Origin of the sequence: Undibacterium sp. TC4M20W, assembly GCF_049340245.1 — a bacterium.
Lineage (GTDB): Bacteria > Pseudomonadota > Gammaproteobacteria > Burkholderiales > Burkholderiaceae_D > Undibacterium.
Genome location: NZ_JBMPPI010000032.1, coordinates 48,933 through 66,593, shown reverse-complemented (window position 1 = coordinate 66,593; position 17,661 = coordinate 48,933). Strand labels below are relative to the sequence as shown.

Here is a 17,661-nt window from a genome sequence, read left to right as displayed (position 1 = left end):
AGCAAGTATTGGCAGTAATCCAGTCGGCTCGGACGTTTTGATGTCATGTCCCTTAGTGTACTGACTTGAAAGCTGCTTTGGGTTTACATCATTTTTAAAATAGCTCACTTTTTTTGCGTAAGTCCTAATCAGAAAAAAAATACCAGATTTTTCGCTTCCTAAGATTGGGAAGCTACTATTATGGACATCAGCAGGATTAGTTTTTTCGATTGTTCCCTATTTCATAGCATATGATTTTGATCGCATCATTTGGGGAAATTTTCGAGCAGAGTTAATTTTTGCTGCCACAGTTTTTTCTTTGAGTGCAGCAATATTTGAAGAGATACTTCATAGATATTTGCTTTTTAGATTTCTTCTATCCCGGTTTCACTTATGGGTTGCTTTTTTTGGGCAACTCTTTTTTGTTTATCGGTGTGCATTTTTTTATCTATAAGATCACATGGATCAATTGCTTGTCGCTTGGCATCGCAGGAATTCTGTTTTCGTTGCTTTGGTTACTTACAAAAGATTTTATAGCTTCAATGCGCGCGCCGGACTTTTGTCGGGTGATCCATCACTGTTCGCAATATTGCTTCATATAGGCTGCGAATCAATTATGGTTTTTCTCGTTTTATATATTTTGATCAAGAAAAAAATTTTCGCATGAGAATTTTTCAGTTTTTGATATCCAGTGCTGTACGTGCGATTAACGCTAGCCTAATCGTAGGTAGGTCGGCCTGACCACCTCCAGCAAAAAGTGGATTGGCATATAATGTCTGTACGGTCATGCAAGATGAACGCCATTGTAAAAAAACTGAGAAAGCAGACTAACATGCCATATGGATTTACCTTGTTTATATTGGGTGTGATTTGCGGATGGGTTACTGAGTTGCGGGCACGACGTTACCAGCCGGACATCACGCATGCTTCTGTGCAGTACGCAGACCGACTCTATCGCAGTGGCACTTTCGAATATCTTTTCTGGAGAAGCTCAATCAGGAAATTAACTTTGGTTTTTGAGCGTGAGCCAGAGGAGGTGAAGGAGTATGTCTCGTCAATGAGAAAAACCGAATTGATGAGCTGGGCATTGGTGATTGTGGGAGCCGCCCTTATGATGTGGGGAGCGCGCTAAGCTGATTCGCGTTGCATGCAGCATGCGTACGATTACGCTCGCGCTAATCGTACCTACAGACTAAAATTTAGGTGAAGCAGTGCGTAATCCCCCGCCGGGTTGGAATTGTTTGAATGTCAGACCTGACCCCGCACTCGCGCACAACGGCATTATCGCCATCAAGGCAGTGGCCCATAAACTGGCAAGAGCTTGCTTTCATATGCTCAAGACTGGAGAAAGTTTTTCGGTGGAGCGTTGTTTCACCTGAGAGTTGGCAACACTGCGTGAGCCAGAGATTGGGGTTGGATCACAAACCATCAGAACTGATTGGACACGCAGTATCTGCCATCACAATCGTTGTTTTACAATGAGTCGTCTGCAATGCGAGCCACAAGGGGTTGGAACCGAATCCGGTAGCCACAGATCTGCCCATCACTTGGACGCAACGCGGTACTGAGATGCTTCTGGAGTAGCTGGGCTACCTGGGCGAAATCCAGCTTGATGTTTCGCTAGATCCACATGGGTGACTGGTGCGATTCACGCAACCACACGTTGAAGCAAAAGGCACGACGGCATTCTGAAACAAGCGTGTGATGGCATGGTAAATATGATCGCGGTGTATTGCGAGTATGTTGTTCGGCTACTTGACTACCGGGGGCTAATGGGTGACCCTATTTTTCCGAAGCAGCTTATGCAAGAATGGCTCATAAGTTAGCGGCGGACAGCATTGGTGGGATCGTGGCCGGAACAACAGAGTTAACACAGTTGCTAGAAACCTTATTTACTAAAGGATTGTGACAATGAGAGATTGCTATAAGAAATTCTGGAAGCGCGTGCTAGTCGAAAAAATGCATATGAATTTCCCTGATTTTGTTTTGAAAGAGACGCCATCAAGAAAAGCAGCAGATGAGATAAAACCGTCTGCTAAGCCTATCAAATTTGTCTGGAGCTCTATCGATAAATTAACTTTCAGCATTGAATTTTTGGGCCATCCGCGACAAGACTATTTCGAAGGATATTGTGAATGGTCGGAGGCAGGTAAATCAAAAACGGATGCGTATTGGAATATACAGCCATTTACTGATGAAACTATTGCTTCTCCAAAAGCAGTTGTTTTAATACAAGTACTGTCGGGTCCAATTGCTGGATTCAAGCCAGAGGAAATAGCGTATAACTGGTCAATTTGGAAGCCTAGTGTGACAATTGAGGATATAAATGCCTATCAAGCAGAATTCATGGCTGAGGAAATGCGGCAGATTGGTGATCCTGAAGCGAAGATGCGGGTTGAGGTTGCCGTTGACAGGGCGATCGCAGATGTTAAGCGTTGTGCGCTGCCTTGGTTTGAAAAGAAACTAGATTGGTACAAGAAAAATAAAGTGGCAAATTAAACGAGTCGCCTGCTACTGCTGCCCTGTTCAGTGTTCAGTTAAACCAAATCTCTCAGCCAGACCAGCATTTTTTTGCACAATCTGGCTGAGGTTTTGGTTCAGTTGAACACCGATCTGACTAATTTTAATCAGTAAAGTCAAATTCATTGGCTCGCTTGCTTAAATTTTATGCAAATCGTTTGTTAAAGATGAACACCTTCCCGAACAGCATTGCTGCCCGCTCTCGATGCTCATTTTGTTTCGGAGATATTCGTCGCTAATGCCGCAAATAATATCCCCGTAACAACCCATTCCAAGCCGTAAAGTGTGGCACCGATTTCGGTACGATTTTGTACGGATCAATGCCCCGCCATGCTTCAGCTGGGGTCAAGCCATGCAAATGCTGATGCGGTCTTATCACGTTGTACCACGTCGTAAATTCAGCAAACATGCTATCCATGCCCTGTTCAGGGACGTAGGTACGATTAGATTCTATGGTTCCCGTCAAGTTTTTATCGAGATGAGATCACAATTAAAATCAACGCCGTTCTTGATCAAGCTAAAAGCAATCCGCAATATTTTACGGGCGATGATCATGATAGCGGCCGTTGAGGGCCAGCCAAGCTGACGGTAATGTTGGTACACAGGTGCCCATACCTTTGATTTTGCTGCTGCCATACCAGCGTTAAAGAGCAAGCGGCGCCCTTCAGCAGGGCCTCGCTTGGACAACCTCCTGCGGCCACGTTTCTGACCAGAGTCACACGGACGTGGATCCATACCGACAAATGCAACGACAGCGTCACTGTTTGTGAAGCGAACGCGGTCAAACAGATTAGCCAGCCAGGAACTCGTTAATAGTCCGACGCCTGCAATGGATTGCAGGCGGCAGACTTGTTCATCACGCTTGGGAATATCCTTATTCAATCTGGCAATGTCCTGATCGATTTGTTTGAGTAATTCTGTAAAGCTGTCTAAAAGCCTGGCTGACTTCACTTTCAGTGATGGTGCTCCATCACAAGTCAGGCGCAAAGCCGTCTTTAGAGAAACAATTTTAGCCCTGCGTTTAAGCAGCTCATCCATCGTGCGTTGCTCCGGCGTAGCTGGTTCATAGCGGCGCAGTTCCTTGATTTCATGGGCCAGGTAACGTGCAATGAGCATGGCATCGACGTTGTCAGTCTTGGCTCGCGCCCCAACCCCTTTCGCATAATGACGGGTATCTTTAGGATTGAGCACATAAACATGCAGGCCCATCTGGAAAGCCAGGTCGGCCAGCATCTGGTGATAGGTGCCAGTTGCTTCCATCGCAATAGACGAGCCAGGTGGCAGTTGTTTCAGGAATTTCTTTAAAGCAGCTAATTCATTAGGAACAGCACGCACCGGGAAACTGCTTTCAGAGCAGGCGATAACGACCTCAGATTTCGCCACATCAACACCTATGAATAACGGGGATTGCATGATTGCCTCCTTATCGTTAAAGTGAGAATGTTGGGGTGGCCACTTCTTCACGTTAGCTTGCACATATCGGCGGTATTGGTTGGCAGGCCTATTGACCGCTGGATTCCTCATCGACGTTGAAGAGGTGGGGTGGGAGAGTTCTAATCGGGTCTGTCAGCGAAAACTGCAGATGCGCAGCGTTGTCCCTCCACCCCGACGCTTTCTAGTTTCCCAGAAATCGTCACTTATAACCATACAAGCGCAGCGTAATCGTACGCATGGTGTTCGCCAAAATAATCACAGACTCAAAAAATCTGATCTTCGCAAAATGTTTTTATCGACGGCATATTGTTCTTCGCTGAAAATATTGGGTAACCGTTGTGGTGACTTTAAATCTCATCAAGTGGTCACGGCTGGCATGTGTACGATTACGCTGCGTTAATCGTACCTACAAGAAGATGGCCGCAATACCTGTTACTCTCCCTGCTGCCCAACCAGCGCCCCACAACTTCAACAGCACCGGATTCTTGTTATCCACCGCCCGGTACAGGCGTATATCCATCTCCATAGACCATTGCTCACCGCCAGCGCGTACGAGTTTGCCTTCTGCCAGTTCATTGGCGATGCTGCTTTGTGGTAGCCAAGCCAGGCCGTGGCCTTCGAGTGCCATGCGTTTCAAGAGTTCGGCCATGTCGCTCTCGTAGGCATTCACAAAATAGCAGGGCTGGTCTGAGCGGGCCAGTACGCGTTCTACCACGCGGCCAAAGAAGGATGCCTTGATGTTGTTAAGGCGGGGGATGGGTTTGGTCTTGCTGCCGGGCAGGCTGTACAGGGCCGTGCCCTTGCGGCTGGGTACGGATACCGGCAAGACAATCTCGGTGCCCAGACTCACATATTCATACCGCAGGGCATCAAGCTCCACTGGCAGGTCGGCATGGTAGTAGGACAGCAGCAAATCGCAATTGCCTTCAACGAGGGAGAGTACAGAATCATGCACATTGGCTGGCAGGATGCTGGCGTGGATTTCACCGACTTGCGAGCGCACACTCTTTAACCACATGGGGAAAAAATTCAGCGACAGCGTGTGGCCGGCAGAGATGCGCAGCAGGTTTTCATCCGGCCCGCGCACACGCAGTTGTGCCCGCGTGTCGTTCAAGAGGCGCATGGCTTCTTCTGCCGAGGCGCTAAAGATTTTACCGGCAGGCGTCAGCACCAGGGGGTAAGTACTGCGATCTACCAGGTCGGCACCTACCCAGGCTTCCAGGCTGCGGATGCGGCGGCTCAGGGCAGACTGGGTCACATGCCTGTCGTCTGCCGCACGAGAGAAATTGCGTGTCTGCGCCAGGCTCAAAAAATCTTCCAGCCATTTGATGTCCATGTATCGTCTCCAATGCGTCCCCAATGCGTCCCCTGCACCTTGATGACTGCCATTGTATCCCCGTGCGCGGTACAAAAAACCATCTATGTAGTATCGGCATAGAACTAGACCGATTTTGCATAAACATTTTCTGGCTATCCGGTATCTTTATTGGTACGCCCAAAAAAGAAAATCAAGCTGCCATGAACATGACAATCAAACCAGAAGCACATCAAACCCGGCTCGGCATTATCGGCGGCCTGGGCACGCTGGCAGGGGTGGATGTGTATTTCAAGCTCGCCCGTGCACTGGCGCGTGACAGTATTTCTGAGCGCTATGAGCTGTTCTTTGAACAACACCCGTTTGAAGGCAATGAAAACTCAGGCGGTGAAAACCCCAACCTGAATGCGCGCAAACTATACATTTTCGACATGATCAGGCGCTTTGAAAAAAGCCGGGTAGAGCGCGTGCTGCTGCCTTGTTTTATCAGCCACACTTTCATCAGGGAGCTGCAAAGCGAGCTCTCAACACCCATCGTCAATATCATGGATGCCTTGCTGGCCCATTTGCAGCAAGAGTTCTCCGCTGGCTGCAAGGTCGGCGTGCTGGCATCGACCTATGTCAAAAACAAAAAACTGTTTGACCAATACTTTGCAGGTTCAGGCATTACGGTAGTGTACCCTGATGATGCCGTGCAGGACGGCTGCGTCATGTCGGCGATTTATGGCGAGCAGGGTATCAAGGCAGGCAATCTGCAGGGTGATGCTGTCAATCGCCTGCATGAGGCCTGCGTGCACTTGCTGGCACGCGGTGCTGATGTGATTATCTCCGGTGCCACCGATGTTGCTATCGTGGCCGATCTGCTGCGCAGCCGTGGCATACCCATCGTTGATACCAACCAGGTGTATGTCGAATATGCGCTGCGCAATGAGCAGGCACCGCAGCCGCGCAGCTTCAAAATAGGCGTAGTCGGTGGCGTGGGGCCAGCGGCCACGGTAGATTTCATGGACAAGATCATCCACAACACCCACGCCGCGCGTGACCAGGACCATATCAAGATCATGGTCGAACACAACCCCCAGATCCCCGACCGCACCGCCAACCTGATTGCCGATGGCGAAGACCCCACCATCGCCCTGTACTCTGCCTGCAAGCGCCTGGAAGAAAACGAGGCAGCGCTGATCGCCATCCCCTGCAACACCGCGCATGCCTACGTCAAGCGCATACAGGCGCACCTGTCCATCCCCATTGTCAACATGCTGGAAGAAACGGTCAGCTACATCCGTGCGCATTTCACTTTGCCTGCCAAAGTGGGTTTGCTGGCGACGTCCGGCACGATCGCCAGCCGCGTCTATCATGATGCCGCCGTTGGGCAGGGTTTTGAACTCATCACGCCAGATGCGGTACATCAGGACAAGGTCATGAACGCCATCTACGGCCCGCTGGGCATCAAGGCGGGCCATACCGGTGGTGTCGCCCGGCAGGATTTGCTTGATGCGCTGGCGCACCTGGTTGAGCAGGGCGCGGCGGTCGTCATCCTCGGTTGCACCGAGTTGCCGCTGGTCTTGCAACAAGACCCGGCATTTGTCATTGCTGGCAGGGCGGTTGCTTTGCTTGATCCTACGACGATACTGGCACAAGCCTGTGTCAAGCGGGCCGAGGCAGCGCAGCTTCACTAAAGCCGCAAGTATTTATTTGAAGTAAATTTTGGGAAGGTATCTCATGGTCAAGCTCGTCTGTCAGTTTGTAATGCTGCAATTTGTTATCCTGCTGCTGTTGCCATTCTCTGCTATGGCTACCGATACCCTCGCCAATATCCGCGAACGCAAGACCGTCATCATTGCGCACCGCGAATCATCGATTCCGTTTTCTTATCTCGATGCGCAACAGCGCCCGGTTGGTTATGCGCTGGATATCTGCCTCAAAGTCGTCGATGCCATTAAACGAGAACTCAAGCTGCCCACGCTGCAAGTCAAATACCTTGCCGTGACCCCGGCTAACCGTTTGCAGATGATAGCAGATGGCCAGGCTGATCTTGAATGTGGCTCGACCACCAATACCGCAGAGCGGCGCAAGCAAGTTGATTTCAGCATCGCCTATTTCATCGCCGGCGCCAAGATGCTGGTGCGCAGTGATTCTGGCATACGCAACTGGGGTGACCTGCGCGGCAAGACCGTGGTCACTACCAAAGGCACGACCAATGCGCAAACCCTGGCAGACCGCGGCCAGGTACGCTCATTGAATTTAAACCTGATAGAAAGTAAAGATCATGCAGAAGGTTTTGCCATGGTCGCACAAGGCAAGGCAGCTGCCTTTGCGATGGATGACGTTTTGCTCTATGGCCTGCGCGCTGCCGCTGCACATCCGGCAGATTTTCAGGTAGTCGGCGATTCGCTATCGACCGAGCCCTATGCCATCATCTTTCGCAAAAACGATACCGCCTTCAAACACCTGCTGAACCAGGAACTCAGCCGCATCATGCTCGACGGCGACATCTACCGCATGTACGACAAATGGTTCATGCAAGCCATCCCGCCACACAACATCAAACTGCAACTGCCGATGAGCCAGTTATTACGCTCGTCCCTGCGCTTCCCGTTGGCGGACGTGGCGGATGTGACGAATATAGCAGGCGCGGCACCTTAGGCACGGCCTGGCTAAGCAAGACGAATGCCTCAGGCAGCGGGAATATTATTGAGCAGCGAAAAATGCTTGAGTCGGTCGACAAAAGCCGCTGAAGAAACAAGCACGGTAAACACATTAAGAGCGCCATCACGTATCCAGAACGTCACATGCGAAACGCGGCCTTCTTTGACTGAGAGGGCAACATTGTTGCCTGGGTAATTTGCCACAGTCCCCATTATCACGTCGCCAGCCTTGCCGGTTTCCCAACGCATGATCTGCTCGGGCTTGAGTGCAATCTGATGCTGCGCGTTCATCAGATAGATGGTTTTGCTGTCATAGTCCAGGGAAATGGCGCTCTGATCGCCTATATCTATGCATTTATCATCCGTGTATTTGCAAAAGGCATAGGCTCTTTTCTCAAACTTCTTGCGCTCACGCCTGTTGTGTCCCAGCCCCACGATGACATTGTAAGCCATCCACAACAGCACCGGCAGACCCAATATGTTTCTCATATACTGAGCGCTAAAGTTCATATTGATCAGATAAAGCAAAAACCAGGCGATCAACACGTTCCTGACAAAACTGAGCTTTAAAAAAGAAAGCATCTTGAATAACCCCGCGTGCGCTAAAGAAATGATGGTGGATTGATAAACTATTATAAGTGTAAGGGCAAGAACATGATTCTACCAAGCGGACTAACTGTGTAATCAAACGTTACAGTCGTCTCACGAACAGACAGGATAGCTACTCTGGAATTGCAGAGGTGCAACAAAATTAAAGATAAGCAGGCGGGCTACGTGGGACATGCCTGGGTCACTATGAGGGTGGCAACAGGATTTGCAGGGGGGGCGGTGTGCAACATCCTGAGTCGCAATAAGTGAGGGAGCTGGAACCGGGGGGGATGTTGCATGCCATGCAGATATTGCCCCGGTCTGCGGCAACTCATGTGTACGATTACGCAGGGGCTATCCGCACCTGCGTGGGCTAATTCTTTGGTTTCATATCTTCAATAATTTCAAGTCGGGCGATGTCTCCCTCGCAGCGATGGATGCGCACATGCAAGCCATTTTTCATTTTTCCGCCACCGGCTGCTGTAGTCTTGTAGGCCGCCGTGTTGCCCGGGCTTGGGTAAACGAATTGCTTTGAGGCGATCTCGAAAGATTCTATCGAATCATATTTTGAATATCTACCAGGTACAAAATGCTCGATTGTTCCATCGGTCATTTCACATTGCCCTTTTTCATAGGCAGAACGGAGCTCCATGTAATCCGCATGGGCCCTCCAGGCGCTGAGTGCAGCTACAGACAAAATCAGAGCAAATATAATGAATGGCAGGGCGCGAATCACTTTGTCATAGAATCTACTGAAAGTGTGCCCAGTCGATACTTTTCGCTTGCGCAGTATGTTCACGACAAGTTGAACGCTGCCTAGTACTACATAGAATGTAACAGATATCCAATTTATATTGGACTGCCAGCTAGCTTGCGTGATGTCGAAAACGACGGTTGAGGTCATGTTTATCCTGGTGTGGCTGCCAATTATCTTGGCTCAATGCCACATTGTATCAATACCAACACCAGACACAGGTTTTTGTCTGTGTCTGGCTGGTGTATTGCAGCGCGCGTAGGTGCGATTAGTGAAACGAAATCGCACGCATGTCGATGCTGAAAAATATCAATAAGCACCACTAAATCATGCGTGCGAATACGCAGGGCGAATCGTACCTCCATGCCAACGTCGATTAATTCTGTAGGGTGCGCCGTGCGCACCATCCTGAGCTAGTGGCAATCAGTGAGCAAGCCAAAAACCCGGTGCGCATGGCGCACCCTACTGGTGGAAAATACCAGCGCCCCACGTGAGCAATCCATGCGGCGCATTGCAATGCGCCCTACATAACGGCCATGTTTGACGCTACGGTAACTGCCTCGCGCCCTGTCATGCTTTATGGTTTTTGCTGGATACATATGTAAGCTTGCTGGGGCTGATGCCAGCTTTCGCATAGGGTATATACTTGCCAAGCCAGACATGCTGTCGTATGCCTGTGCAAAAGCCAGGACGATTTCTATGCATGCAATTTACCTCTACAAAAAAAGACCATGTATTTGCCGTATCTCAGACAATGGAATGTATTAAAAGACGCCATCACGGCAATGGATAGCGATAGTTCAGCGCTGGACTTGTTGTGCCAGATTCAGTCATGGTTGTGTCTGTATCCAGAAGTCATGCAACAAGAGTTGGTGTCCGTCTATCAGCTTGAAAAATATGCCGACATGCTCGCACATGATTACCCTATCCATACGACCTGGCCGGGCAATGATCATTTCACCGCCTGGCGGGCGCGTTTCCTGCAAGGTGAATACCGCAACTGGGCAAGTATCGCCCAAAGACTGAGCAGCACACTCGAAGGCCTGGTAGTGCAGGGCACGGATATTTTATGTCCCAACTGTGAAGGTAGAGAGCTGGGCTGGTATTTCGATCAGTTTGAACATACTATTGCACAAGAATGCAGGCAATGTGGCTATGCCAGGCATGCTGATGGCACTGGGCCAGCGGCGGGTGCACTGGTTTTTGCGAGTCAAGAAAATTTGAAGCAGGCTGGCATCATGATTGCGGGGCGGTAGAATGAGTTGGCAATGTGCCTCCTGCATGAAGACCTGGTGAGAGTGCAGTAATGGTGAAAAATTTTGATTCACCGTCATGGCAGTAGCAGGATAGCGTAGGGCGCATGGCAATGCGCCGCATGGGGATGTTGCATGCGGTGCAGACATTGCCCCGGTTTGCGGCAACTGATGCGTACGATTACGCTGACGCTAATCGTATCTACACGCCAAACGTCGATTAATTTTGTAGGGTGCGCCGTGCGCACCGTCCTGAGCTAGTGGCAATCAGTAAGTAAGCCAAACTCCCGGTGCGCATGACGCACCTTGCTGGTGGAAAATACCTGTACCGAATGTGAGCAATCCATGCGGCGCATTGCAATGCGCCCTACGTGACGGCCATGCTTGACGCTACGGTAGCTGCAACGCGCAAGGGTGTTCTCAGACTAACGTCAATCACAAATATCTCAATTCTTCACACTCACCACACACTCCCTTCACCTGGGCATGACATGCTGTGTACTTAATGGCGGCGCGGGCTTGCATAAGGCTTGGTCCCGTAGGCCACCATCATTGCTGAATTCAGGCATGACATTTTTTATGAGCTTTTTATTTTCTGTATTCCTGCCCCTATACGCTTTGCCCTTTTGCATCATGGCATTCATGCCTGGCCGCCGTGCACTGGCTATTGCAGGCTCTGTTCTTGGCTTACCGATCATCGCATTCCTCATCTTCGTATTCAGGGAGATGAGTAATCCAGACAATAATGCATCGTCATTCGGGGTTGCCATACTTTTGTGTAGCCTTGCTTTGGTGTGCATGGCTTTGGTTGCGGGCGCCATTACCCGCCTTATCCTGCTGCGAAGGCAAGCTGTGGTGGCCAGCCCGCGGGTGCGAGTGGGGATCATGCTGGGGGGGGGGGTTGTGCTTGCCGGTATTGCTTGCGTTGTTGATGGTCTAGCCAGTCAGGGGGCATTGAACAAAAGCGCTATATGGCGATGATCGTAGCGACACGGTCTGCCAGCACTTGTGCATTTTCAATACAATGTGCCTAGCATCCTGATGCTGTTTTCTACGTCAGGAAAAATACTCAAAAACAGGTTTGAAAACAGCCGTGCAGATAGCTTCAACATTTTTTTGGAAGATTTTTGAGAAGGCACTCAGTGTACTTTATCGCGGCATCTCCTTGATGGCTGTCGCACGTTCTGCCAGTTTTGCAGACTCCTGTTCGTTACCCATTCGTTTATACATGTCAGACATATCTTCAAGAATGACAGCTACGTCCGGGTGATTTGGTCCCTTGACTTTTTCGCGTATGCTGAGCGCACGCTCATACAGAGGCTGCGCCTGGGTATATAAGCCTTTTTTTCTATCAATAGAGGCGAGGTGATTAAGTGCGATACTCACTTCTATTTCATAGGGCCCCATAAATTTTTCTGCCATCTTCAAGGCACGCTCTGCATAGACTGTAGCTTCTGCGTATTTTTTTTGTAACAAGCAGAGATTCGATAAATTATTAAAACTCATGATGAGATCAGGAGCGTCTGGACCCAGGTTTTTTTCTTTGATGACGATTGAGCGTCTCAGTAGTGACTCTGCTTCCGCATCTTTTTTCTGGTCATGCAAATTTGCCGCAAGGGTAAGCAGGCCATGAGCAAGATCTGGACTATCTGGCTCCAAAGCTTCTTCCAGGATTTGTAGCGCACGTCTGGAATAAGCCTCCGCCTCGCTTAACCGTTGTTGACTGTTATAAATGCTGGCCAAAATACCCAGGACTGGTGCCACATCCGGGTGCTTGGGACCAAGCAGCTTTTCGCTGATGATCAAGGCACGTCGCGCATACGGTTCTGCTTCAGATGGTTTTCCCATGTTGAAATAGAGGTAACTCAGGCCGAGAAGTGCTGCGGTATTATGGATATTATCTGTTCCATACAGTTTTTCGCTGATGGACAAGCTGCGTTTCAGCACAGGCTCTAATTCTTTATACCTTTTTTCATGGCTATATAATGTCGACAAATAAAGCAGGCTTTCGGCAACCCACATATCATTTGGCCCATAAAGTTTTTCGCGGGAGGCCAGGGCGCGCAAGTATAATTGCTCGGCCTTGGGGAACTGGCCTAGTTCCCGATAGACACTGCCCAAACCTAAAACTGCGGTGGTTAATGTTGCATTATTTTCCGTCAGGGATTGCTCGCCGATAGCGATAGCGCGCTGGTAAGTCTCTTGTGCCTGCTGGAATTTAAATTGCAAGACATAGACCTTACCCAGATCATTGAGCTTGCCGACAAGCATAACAGGAAGCCCTTTGTGTGTTTTTTCCAGGATAGCCAGAGTGCGGGCGTAGTTTATCTCTGCCTGCAGGTATTTCTTGGCGCCTTTAAAAAATTCTCCCTGCATGTCTAAAGTCTGCAGCACATCGCGATGCTGGGGACCAGGCATTTTTTCTTGTATTTCCAGAGCCCGCTCAAAAAGCGTTTCAGCCAGCGCATATTTGCCCAGTTTGTAATAGACCCGGGCCAATTCGCGCATTAAATAGCTCACATTCAAAGGTTCAGGCGGGGATGCTTGCTCTGCCAGTGACAAAGCTTTTTCCAGATTGCTCCCGGCCTGATCGAATTTACCTTGAATGAACAGGCGGAAGCTTTCATTTCTCAAAGTTTGCCAGGTTTCATTGTCCGCTACTGCGACATTGCTGCCCAACAAAAGAGTGCTGATGAACAGGCTTGATAACAGCTTTAACAACAACTTCGATAGCAGCTTTGATACCAGGCCTGAATGCAATTTCAATTTAGTTCTTTCTTTATCCATTTTTCTCTTGTTTTTATCTTCGCGTTGCCGCATAAATCCCGTTCGCCCCGCCACTTTGCCGCGTCCTGAACACTGACACCGCATTCATCAATTCACCCGACTGGTCATTGAGGCTGGCTGCTGCTGCGGCCATTTGTTCTACCAGGGCGGCGTTTTGCTGGGTGGTCTGGTCCATCAGGGTCACGGCCTGGCCGACCTGGCCTACGCCTGTTGATTGCTCTGCACTTGATGCGCTGATCTGGGCGACGATTTCACTGACCTTGCGGATAGAGCTGACTACTTCGGCCATGGTGCTGCCTGCCAGATCGACCTGCTGCGTGCCTTTGCCCACGGCTTCTACGCTGGTACCGATCAGTGACTTGATCTCTTTGGCGGCCTCGGCACTGCGGCCTGCCAGTGAACGCACTTCGCTGGCGACCACGGCAAAGCCACGCCCCTGTTCACCGGCGCGAGCGGCTTCTACTGCCGCATTCAGGGCCAGGATATTGGTCTGGAAGGCGATGCCATCGATAACGCCGATGATGTCCTGGATTTTTTTGGATGATTCATTAATGCCGCGCATGGTACCCACGACTTGCTCGACCACGTCACCACCTCGGCTGGCAACTTCAGATGCCTGGGCGGCCAGCTGGTTGGCCATCTTGGCGCTGTCGGCATTGTGATTGACGGTGGAATTCAACTCATCCATAGCCGCCGAGGTTTCTTCCAGCGAGCTGGCCTGGCTCTCGGTGCGGTTACTTAGGTCCATGCTGCCAGAGGCAATTTCATTGGTGGCCTGGGCTATGCCACTGGCCGAGCCGCGCACGCCATTGACGAGCGATTCAAGCGAGGTCTGCATCTCTTGCAACACACCCATGAGGCTGTCGTCACCGGCATTATTGTCTATGTTTTGCGCGAGGTTGCCCCTGGCGATATTTGACAGCGCATTCCTGGCTTGCGACGGGTCACCACCGAGTTCTTTGTGCAGGGTTTTCTGGCAATAGAATGTCAGGAACACCGCCACCAGGCTGGCCAGCACCGCCAGGATCAGTGACAGCGTGACGGTGAAGCTGACCTTGCTGTTGACATTCGCATGTTCTTGCGCCGAGCGCTTGCCCGCCTCATCGCGCTGTTTTAATAATTCTGAACGCAGGTTGCGCCAGGCCGGGGTTTCTTCGGCATTCAAGACCGGGGCAGCATCGCCTTTTTCTTTGAGGATGGCGACGATTTTTTCCTGCGCCTGTGCATGGGCTGCGCGCAGCTTGGGCAGCTCTGTCAGGCTTTGTGTGGTGTTATTGCTGGCCGATATTTTTTTTGCCTCTTCAAAGGCCTTGTCATAGGCAGTTTGTGCGGCCTGGAAGTTCTCTACGCCTTTTTTGTTCGATGGATCAAGCACCACATTCCGCAATGCCTGCCCCATCTGCAAACCCTGGGCATACATCTCAGAAATACTACGCTCCCGCGCCTGTTCAGTTGAAATATAGTTATCAAACTGGCTGCGCGTCGCCATCAGCGAAGTGATGGCAGTGGCCAGGCCTATAGCAAACAGGACAGCAGGGATGGCAGAGCAGAGGACGATCTTGGCTGAGAATTTCATGCTGACTCCATTATCTTGCCCGTTTTTGGCAGGCAAACTTTAAGTTTGTATGGTATTACAGCTAATGTGCGTGCCCAATGAACGGCAGACGTTTGCTGAGTGTAACTGATGAATGTGACAAGAGGTGTTGCGGAGATGTGAAATATTTTTCCAGGGTAATAGTAAATAGTAGGTCATTATTGTCTCTGGCCCCACGTTGTCCGTGTTGGGCATTTGGTACAATCAAACTTCTCCAGACAAGGATTTTTGCGAAAGACCAGGCATGCGTTCAGACGACTATACCGCCCATCATATTTGCCAGGCCATGGGTATGCCAGGTTTTGCTGTGGACCCTGTCCTGCAGTCCGCTGCAGAGGCATTGCGCTTATTACTGAAGCCCTCTTTTGATCCAGAAATCTGCATCACCATCATCAGCGATGGGCAGCGTGTTGAGGCAAGGGTAGTCGCTGCCCGATGGATGATATGGCACCTGTTCGAAATGGCTCCCATGATGACGTATAGAGATCAGTGTGAATTACCTATGGCGTGCTTTCAGGAATGGGTAAAAAGTGCAATTGTCTCTGGCAAGAGTGCCGACGCCTCAGGCATAGCTATAGACGGGATGTCAGTCGAATCCATCCTGATAAAAAATGGAGAGCTTGTCGCACAAACGGGGCGTGATTTAGGAGAACCCTATTTTTCGCGTAAGCTCACTGGCCAGATCATTCAGACATTGTGGGCGGCCTTGCAAGATGCAAACTGTAAAAATGCGTTGGCCCTGGCAGCAAGGTATGAGCAAGTCAGCTTGCCCAGCTTGACTGCTCCAGCACCTAAAATGCCGATTCAAACTGCCATAATTGGGACAGAACAAGACAGAATAGAATTACTGAAGGCGATGAAAAGGCAATTTGGTTGATGGGCGATACATTTGCCTGAAAGATAGGGGCTCGCAAAATTCAGAGACTGCATTCAGCCTATATCGAATACCACAACCCCGGCTTGCCCTTCTGCCACACGGGCAACAATACTGCCATCCGGTGCGATGATGCAGGTACAGCCATGGCTGATCTTGTCTTCATTCTCACCCAGGACCGTGCCAACCACGTCCGCTGATACTACCCAGCAGCCGGTTTCGATGGCCCGCTGGCGCAGGTTATCGAGGCTCTTGCTGCGCCACTTTTCTGCGGTGGCCGGGGCCAGCATATTGTTCAGGGGGTAGCACAGCAGGCGCGCACCTTGCTGGCTGAGCTCTGCCGCGCAAGCAGGGTAATTGGCATCATTGCAGATATTGATGCCGTAAGTGTATCCAGATTTTTCAAATACCGGCGAGGCATTGCCAGCCACTACGCCGCGTTCATTGGGGTACTGCTTTGCATATACACCCATGAGCTGACCTTGCCTTAGCACGGCGGCAGAATTGTAGATGCCTGCCACTCGCTGCTCAAAAAATCCCAGAATGAAGTCGGTGTTGAAGACGGATAATTGCTGTCGTGCTTGTTTGAAAACCGGGCTGTCAGTGGCGATGGCACGTCGTGCAACCACCTGCGCATCGGTCGAATAACCCGGCAGATAGCATTCCGGGAAGAGGGCGAGTTCAACGCCTTGTTCCTGGCACCATTGCAGATCAGTATGTAACTGAGCTATTGTTGCTTGCAGATCGTCAAATACAGGGTAGCGCTGGAAGGCGGCGATGCGTAATTTAGTGTTGGTCATTGTGCATGTATTAGTAGGGTGCGCCGTGCGCACCAGTTTGATCACGTCAGACGGTGCGCACGGCGCACCCTACTTCACGGTGATGTTCACACTTGGGCGCATCTTCATTCACCCGGGCTCAATATCGTTACCGTCGCATCATCGGCCTTCTTCACCGTCATGCCACCTGCCTTGCTCGCTTCATGCAAGCGCAATTCCTGCATCATCGCCTCCAGCCCACGTGTTGAGCAAGCCTGCATCAGGCTTTGATCGTCGTAGAGATGGTAGCTATCAACCAGCCGGTAAAAACCATCCGTCATCATGAACAGGCGCTCTTTGGCAGCCAGGCTAAACCTGTATTCACGCGCCGCAAAGCGGCCCTGTGGGTGCAGGCAAAGTATCGATGGCTGCGGGCTGTTGTTCTGTGCCACACGGCGCTCGCGCAGCATGGGCAAGAGCCTGGCCCAGCGTGCCTGTTCATCGAGACCTTCCTGTTTTAATTCTTCTATCACCGTCTTGAGTATGCCTTCCTGTGGATTTTCATATGGGTCAAGGTCGCGTGCCTTACCCTGCGCATCCAGTAAAAAACTCTTGCAATCACCCAGTGCATACAGGCTGCACTCTTCACCATTCGCCTGCACGCGCAGCCAGCTCAGAGCGGCAACCGGCCAGGCATAGGCGGGCATGGCTGCGGTTTGCAACAGGCTGCTGTGCTGTGTGCACAAGGTTTGCAAGGCCAGCATGATGCAGTCTGCCTGGGTGTGTGCCGGGTTGGCCGTTTGTTGCAGCGCCAGCGCAAATTGCTGCACAAACCAGGCCGGGTCACCTAGCTCGGTATCAAGATAATGCTGGTCCGATACTGAACTGGCACCATCAAAAATCAACACATCGAGGGTGCCGTCAGCGTGTGTGAAGTGACAGGCCAGGTCTTCGTTTGTTTTGTCAGGTTTATTGCCAGCGGCGGTGGAGAGGGTATTGATCTGCATAATTGTGGAGCCTGGTTTCTGCATGTTTATTGATGGCAGAATATAGCATTGGTATGGCGTGGGTGTGGCAAATTGTGAGAATGCGCCTCACATGCAGCTTCTGCGCAAAAACGTCCGTTTTAAAGCGATGCCGCCAAAATCGTCATGCCG

General features: G+C 50.6%; 16 protein-coding genes and 1 pseudogene. 8 read left to right on the top strand and 9 right to left on the bottom strand.

From position 1 onward, the window contains the following. Nucleotides 1–772: 772 nt before the first annotated feature. From ACO0LL_RS26015 to ACO0LL_RS26005, 3 genes and pseudogenes are all read left to right on the top strand, one after another. On the top strand, nt 773–1,111 hold the full coding sequence (locus ACO0LL_RS26015; RefSeq protein WP_422953720.1) for a hypothetical protein: 339 nt from the start codon (nt 773–775) through the stop codon (nt 1,109–1,111). A gap of 142 nt (nt 1,112–1,253) precedes the next feature. Next, a pseudogene (locus ACO0LL_RS26010) lies at nt 1,254–1,358 on the top strand (IS110 family transposase); the annotation flags it as partial. A gap of 565 nt (nt 1,359–1,923) precedes the next feature. Further along, complete coding sequence (locus tag ACO0LL_RS26005) at nt 1,924–2,478, top strand: hypothetical protein (protein ID WP_422953719.1); 555 nt, start codon at nt 1,924–1,926, stop codon at nt 2,476–2,478. Nucleotides 2,479–2,961: 483 nt separating this feature from the next. Here the strand turns inward: ACO0LL_RS26005 and ACO0LL_RS26000 are convergent, their stop codons facing one another. Both ACO0LL_RS26000 and ACO0LL_RS25995 read right to left on the bottom strand, forming a co-directional pair. Beyond that, a complete protein-coding gene (locus ACO0LL_RS26000; protein WP_422953718.1) occupies nt 2,962–3,963 on the bottom strand; it encodes an IS110 family transposase in 1,002 nt (333 codons plus the stop codon). Between the two features lie 376 nt (nt 3,964–4,339). After that, the gene (locus ACO0LL_RS25995) at nt 4,340–5,269 is read right to left on the bottom strand and encodes a LysR family transcriptional regulator (protein ID WP_422953717.1); all 930 of its coding nucleotides are present in this window, start codon (nt 5,267–5,269) and stop codon (nt 4,340–4,342) included. A 182-nt stretch (nt 5,270–5,451) separates the two neighbouring features. Here ACO0LL_RS25995 and ACO0LL_RS25990 point away from each other — a divergent pair, with 182 nt between their 5' ends. Together ACO0LL_RS25990 and ACO0LL_RS25985 are read left to right on the top strand one after the other, a co-directional pair. Next, the gene (locus ACO0LL_RS25990) at nt 5,452–6,927 is read left to right on the top strand and encodes an aspartate/glutamate racemase family protein (protein ID WP_422953716.1); all 1,476 of its coding nucleotides are present in this window, start codon (nt 5,452–5,454) and stop codon (nt 6,925–6,927) included. 43 nt (nt 6,928–6,970) lie between these two features. Then, on the top strand, nt 6,971–7,894 hold the full coding sequence (locus tag ACO0LL_RS25985) for an amino acid ABC transporter substrate-binding protein (RefSeq protein ID WP_422953715.1): 924 nt from the start codon (nt 6,971–6,973) through the stop codon (nt 7,892–7,894). Between the two features lie 29 nt (nt 7,895–7,923). Here the strand turns inward: ACO0LL_RS25985 and ACO0LL_RS25980 are convergent, their stop codons facing one another. From ACO0LL_RS25980 to ACO0LL_RS25970, 3 genes are all read right to left on the bottom strand, one after another. Further along, on the bottom strand, nt 7,924–8,478 hold the full coding sequence (locus ACO0LL_RS25980) for a hypothetical protein (protein WP_422953714.1): 555 nt from the start codon (nt 8,476–8,478) through the stop codon (nt 7,924–7,926). 379 nt (nt 8,479–8,857) lie between these two features. Beyond that, nucleotides 8,858–9,388 carry a hypothetical protein gene (locus ACO0LL_RS25975; protein ID WP_422953713.1) on the bottom strand — a complete coding sequence of 177 codons (531 nt, stop codon included), beginning with the start codon at nt 9,386–9,388 and terminating at the stop codon, nt 8,858–8,860. A 263-nt stretch (nt 9,389–9,651) separates the two neighbouring features. Then, complete coding sequence (locus ACO0LL_RS25970; protein WP_422953712.1) at nt 9,652–9,837, bottom strand: hypothetical protein; 186 nt, start codon at nt 9,835–9,837, stop codon at nt 9,652–9,654. Nucleotides 9,838–9,969: 132 nt separating this feature from the next. On the opposite strand from ACO0LL_RS25970, the gene ACO0LL_RS25965 reads away from it, so the two are divergent. Together ACO0LL_RS25965 and ACO0LL_RS25960 are read left to right on the top strand one after the other, a co-directional pair. Next, the gene (locus tag ACO0LL_RS25965; protein WP_422953711.1) at nt 9,970–10,494 is read left to right on the top strand and encodes a hypothetical protein; all 525 of its coding nucleotides are present in this window, start codon (nt 9,970–9,972) and stop codon (nt 10,492–10,494) included. Between the two features lie 564 nt (nt 10,495–11,058). Then, the gene (locus ACO0LL_RS25960) at nt 11,059–11,472 is read left to right on the top strand and encodes a hypothetical protein (RefSeq protein ID WP_422953710.1); all 414 of its coding nucleotides are present in this window, start codon (nt 11,059–11,061) and stop codon (nt 11,470–11,472) included. A gap of 168 nt (nt 11,473–11,640) precedes the next feature. Here the strand turns inward: ACO0LL_RS25960 and ACO0LL_RS25955 are convergent, their stop codons facing one another. Beyond that, nucleotides 11,641–13,278: a tetratricopeptide repeat protein gene (locus ACO0LL_RS25955; RefSeq protein ID WP_422953709.1), complete on the bottom strand. Its 1,638-nt coding sequence runs from the start codon at nt 13,276–13,278 to the stop codon at nt 11,641–11,643. A gap of 13 nt (nt 13,279–13,291) precedes the next feature. Further along, nucleotides 13,292–14,854, bottom strand: coding sequence for a methyl-accepting chemotaxis protein (locus ACO0LL_RS25950; RefSeq protein ID WP_422953708.1), 1,563 nt, complete (start codon nt 14,852–14,854; stop codon nt 13,292–13,294). Nucleotides 14,855–15,116: 262 nt separating this feature from the next. On the opposite strand from ACO0LL_RS25950, the gene ACO0LL_RS25945 reads away from it, so the two are divergent. Then, nucleotides 15,117–15,749, top strand: a complete 633-nt coding sequence (locus ACO0LL_RS25945) for a hypothetical protein (protein ID WP_422953707.1) — start codon at nt 15,117–15,119, stop codon at nt 15,747–15,749. 53 nt (nt 15,750–15,802) lie between these two features. Here ACO0LL_RS25945 and ACO0LL_RS25940 read toward each other — a convergent pair whose 3' ends face one another. Continuing rightward, nucleotides 15,803–16,546, bottom strand: a complete 744-nt coding sequence (locus tag ACO0LL_RS25940; protein WP_422953706.1) for a carbon-nitrogen hydrolase family protein — start codon at nt 16,544–16,546, stop codon at nt 15,803–15,805. A gap of 104 nt (nt 16,547–16,650) precedes the next feature. After that, a complete protein-coding gene (locus tag ACO0LL_RS25935) occupies nt 16,651–17,511 on the bottom strand; it encodes a hypothetical protein (protein ID WP_422953705.1) in 861 nt (286 codons plus the stop codon). Nucleotides 17,512–17,661: the final 150 nt, after the last annotated feature.

Bases quoted from the DNA above. Each gene is read 5' to 3' on its own strand.
- ACO0LL_RS26015 (WP_422953720.1), top strand. From the start codon at position 773: ATGAACGCCATTGTAAAAAAACTGAGAAAGCAGACTAACATGCCATAT.
- ACO0LL_RS25995 (WP_422953717.1), bottom strand. From the start codon at position 5,269: ATGGACATCAAATGGCTGGAAGATTTTTTGAGCCTGGCGCAGACACGC.
- ACO0LL_RS25990 (WP_422953716.1), top strand. From the start codon at position 5,452: ATGAACATGACAATCAAACCAGAAGCACATCAAACCCGGCTCGGCATT.
- ACO0LL_RS25985 (WP_422953715.1), top strand. From the start codon at position 6,971: ATGGTCAAGCTCGTCTGTCAGTTTGTAATGCTGCAATTTGTTATCCTG.
- ACO0LL_RS25980 (WP_422953714.1), bottom strand. From the start codon at position 8,478: ATGCTTTCTTTTTTAAAGCTCAGTTTTGTCAGGAACGTGTTGATCGCC.
- ACO0LL_RS25975 (WP_422953713.1), bottom strand. From the start codon at position 9,388: ATGACCTCAACCGTCGTTTTCGACATCACGCAAGCTAGCTGGCAGTCC.
- ACO0LL_RS25970 (WP_422953712.1), bottom strand. From the start codon at position 9,837: ATGTATCCAGCAAAAACCATAAAGCATGACAGGGCGCGAGGCAGTTAC.
- ACO0LL_RS25965 (WP_422953711.1), top strand. From the start codon at position 9,970: ATGTATTTGCCGTATCTCAGACAATGGAATGTATTAAAAGACGCCATC.
- ACO0LL_RS25960 (WP_422953710.1), top strand. From the start codon at position 11,059: ATGACATTTTTTATGAGCTTTTTATTTTCTGTATTCCTGCCCCTATAC.
- ACO0LL_RS25955 (WP_422953709.1), bottom strand. From the start codon at position 13,278: ATGGATAAAGAAAGAACTAAATTGAAATTGCATTCAGGCCTGGTATCA.
- ACO0LL_RS25950 (WP_422953708.1), bottom strand. From the start codon at position 14,854: ATGAAATTCTCAGCCAAGATCGTCCTCTGCTCTGCCATCCCTGCTGTC.
- ACO0LL_RS25945 (WP_422953707.1), top strand. From the start codon at position 15,117: ATGCGTTCAGACGACTATACCGCCCATCATATTTGCCAGGCCATGGGT.
- ACO0LL_RS25940 (WP_422953706.1), bottom strand. From the start codon at position 16,546: ATGACCAACACTAAATTACGCATCGCCGCCTTCCAGCGCTACCCTGTA.
- ACO0LL_RS25935 (WP_422953705.1), bottom strand. From the start codon at position 17,511: ATGCAGATCAATACCCTCTCCACCGCCGCTGGCAATAAACCTGACAAA.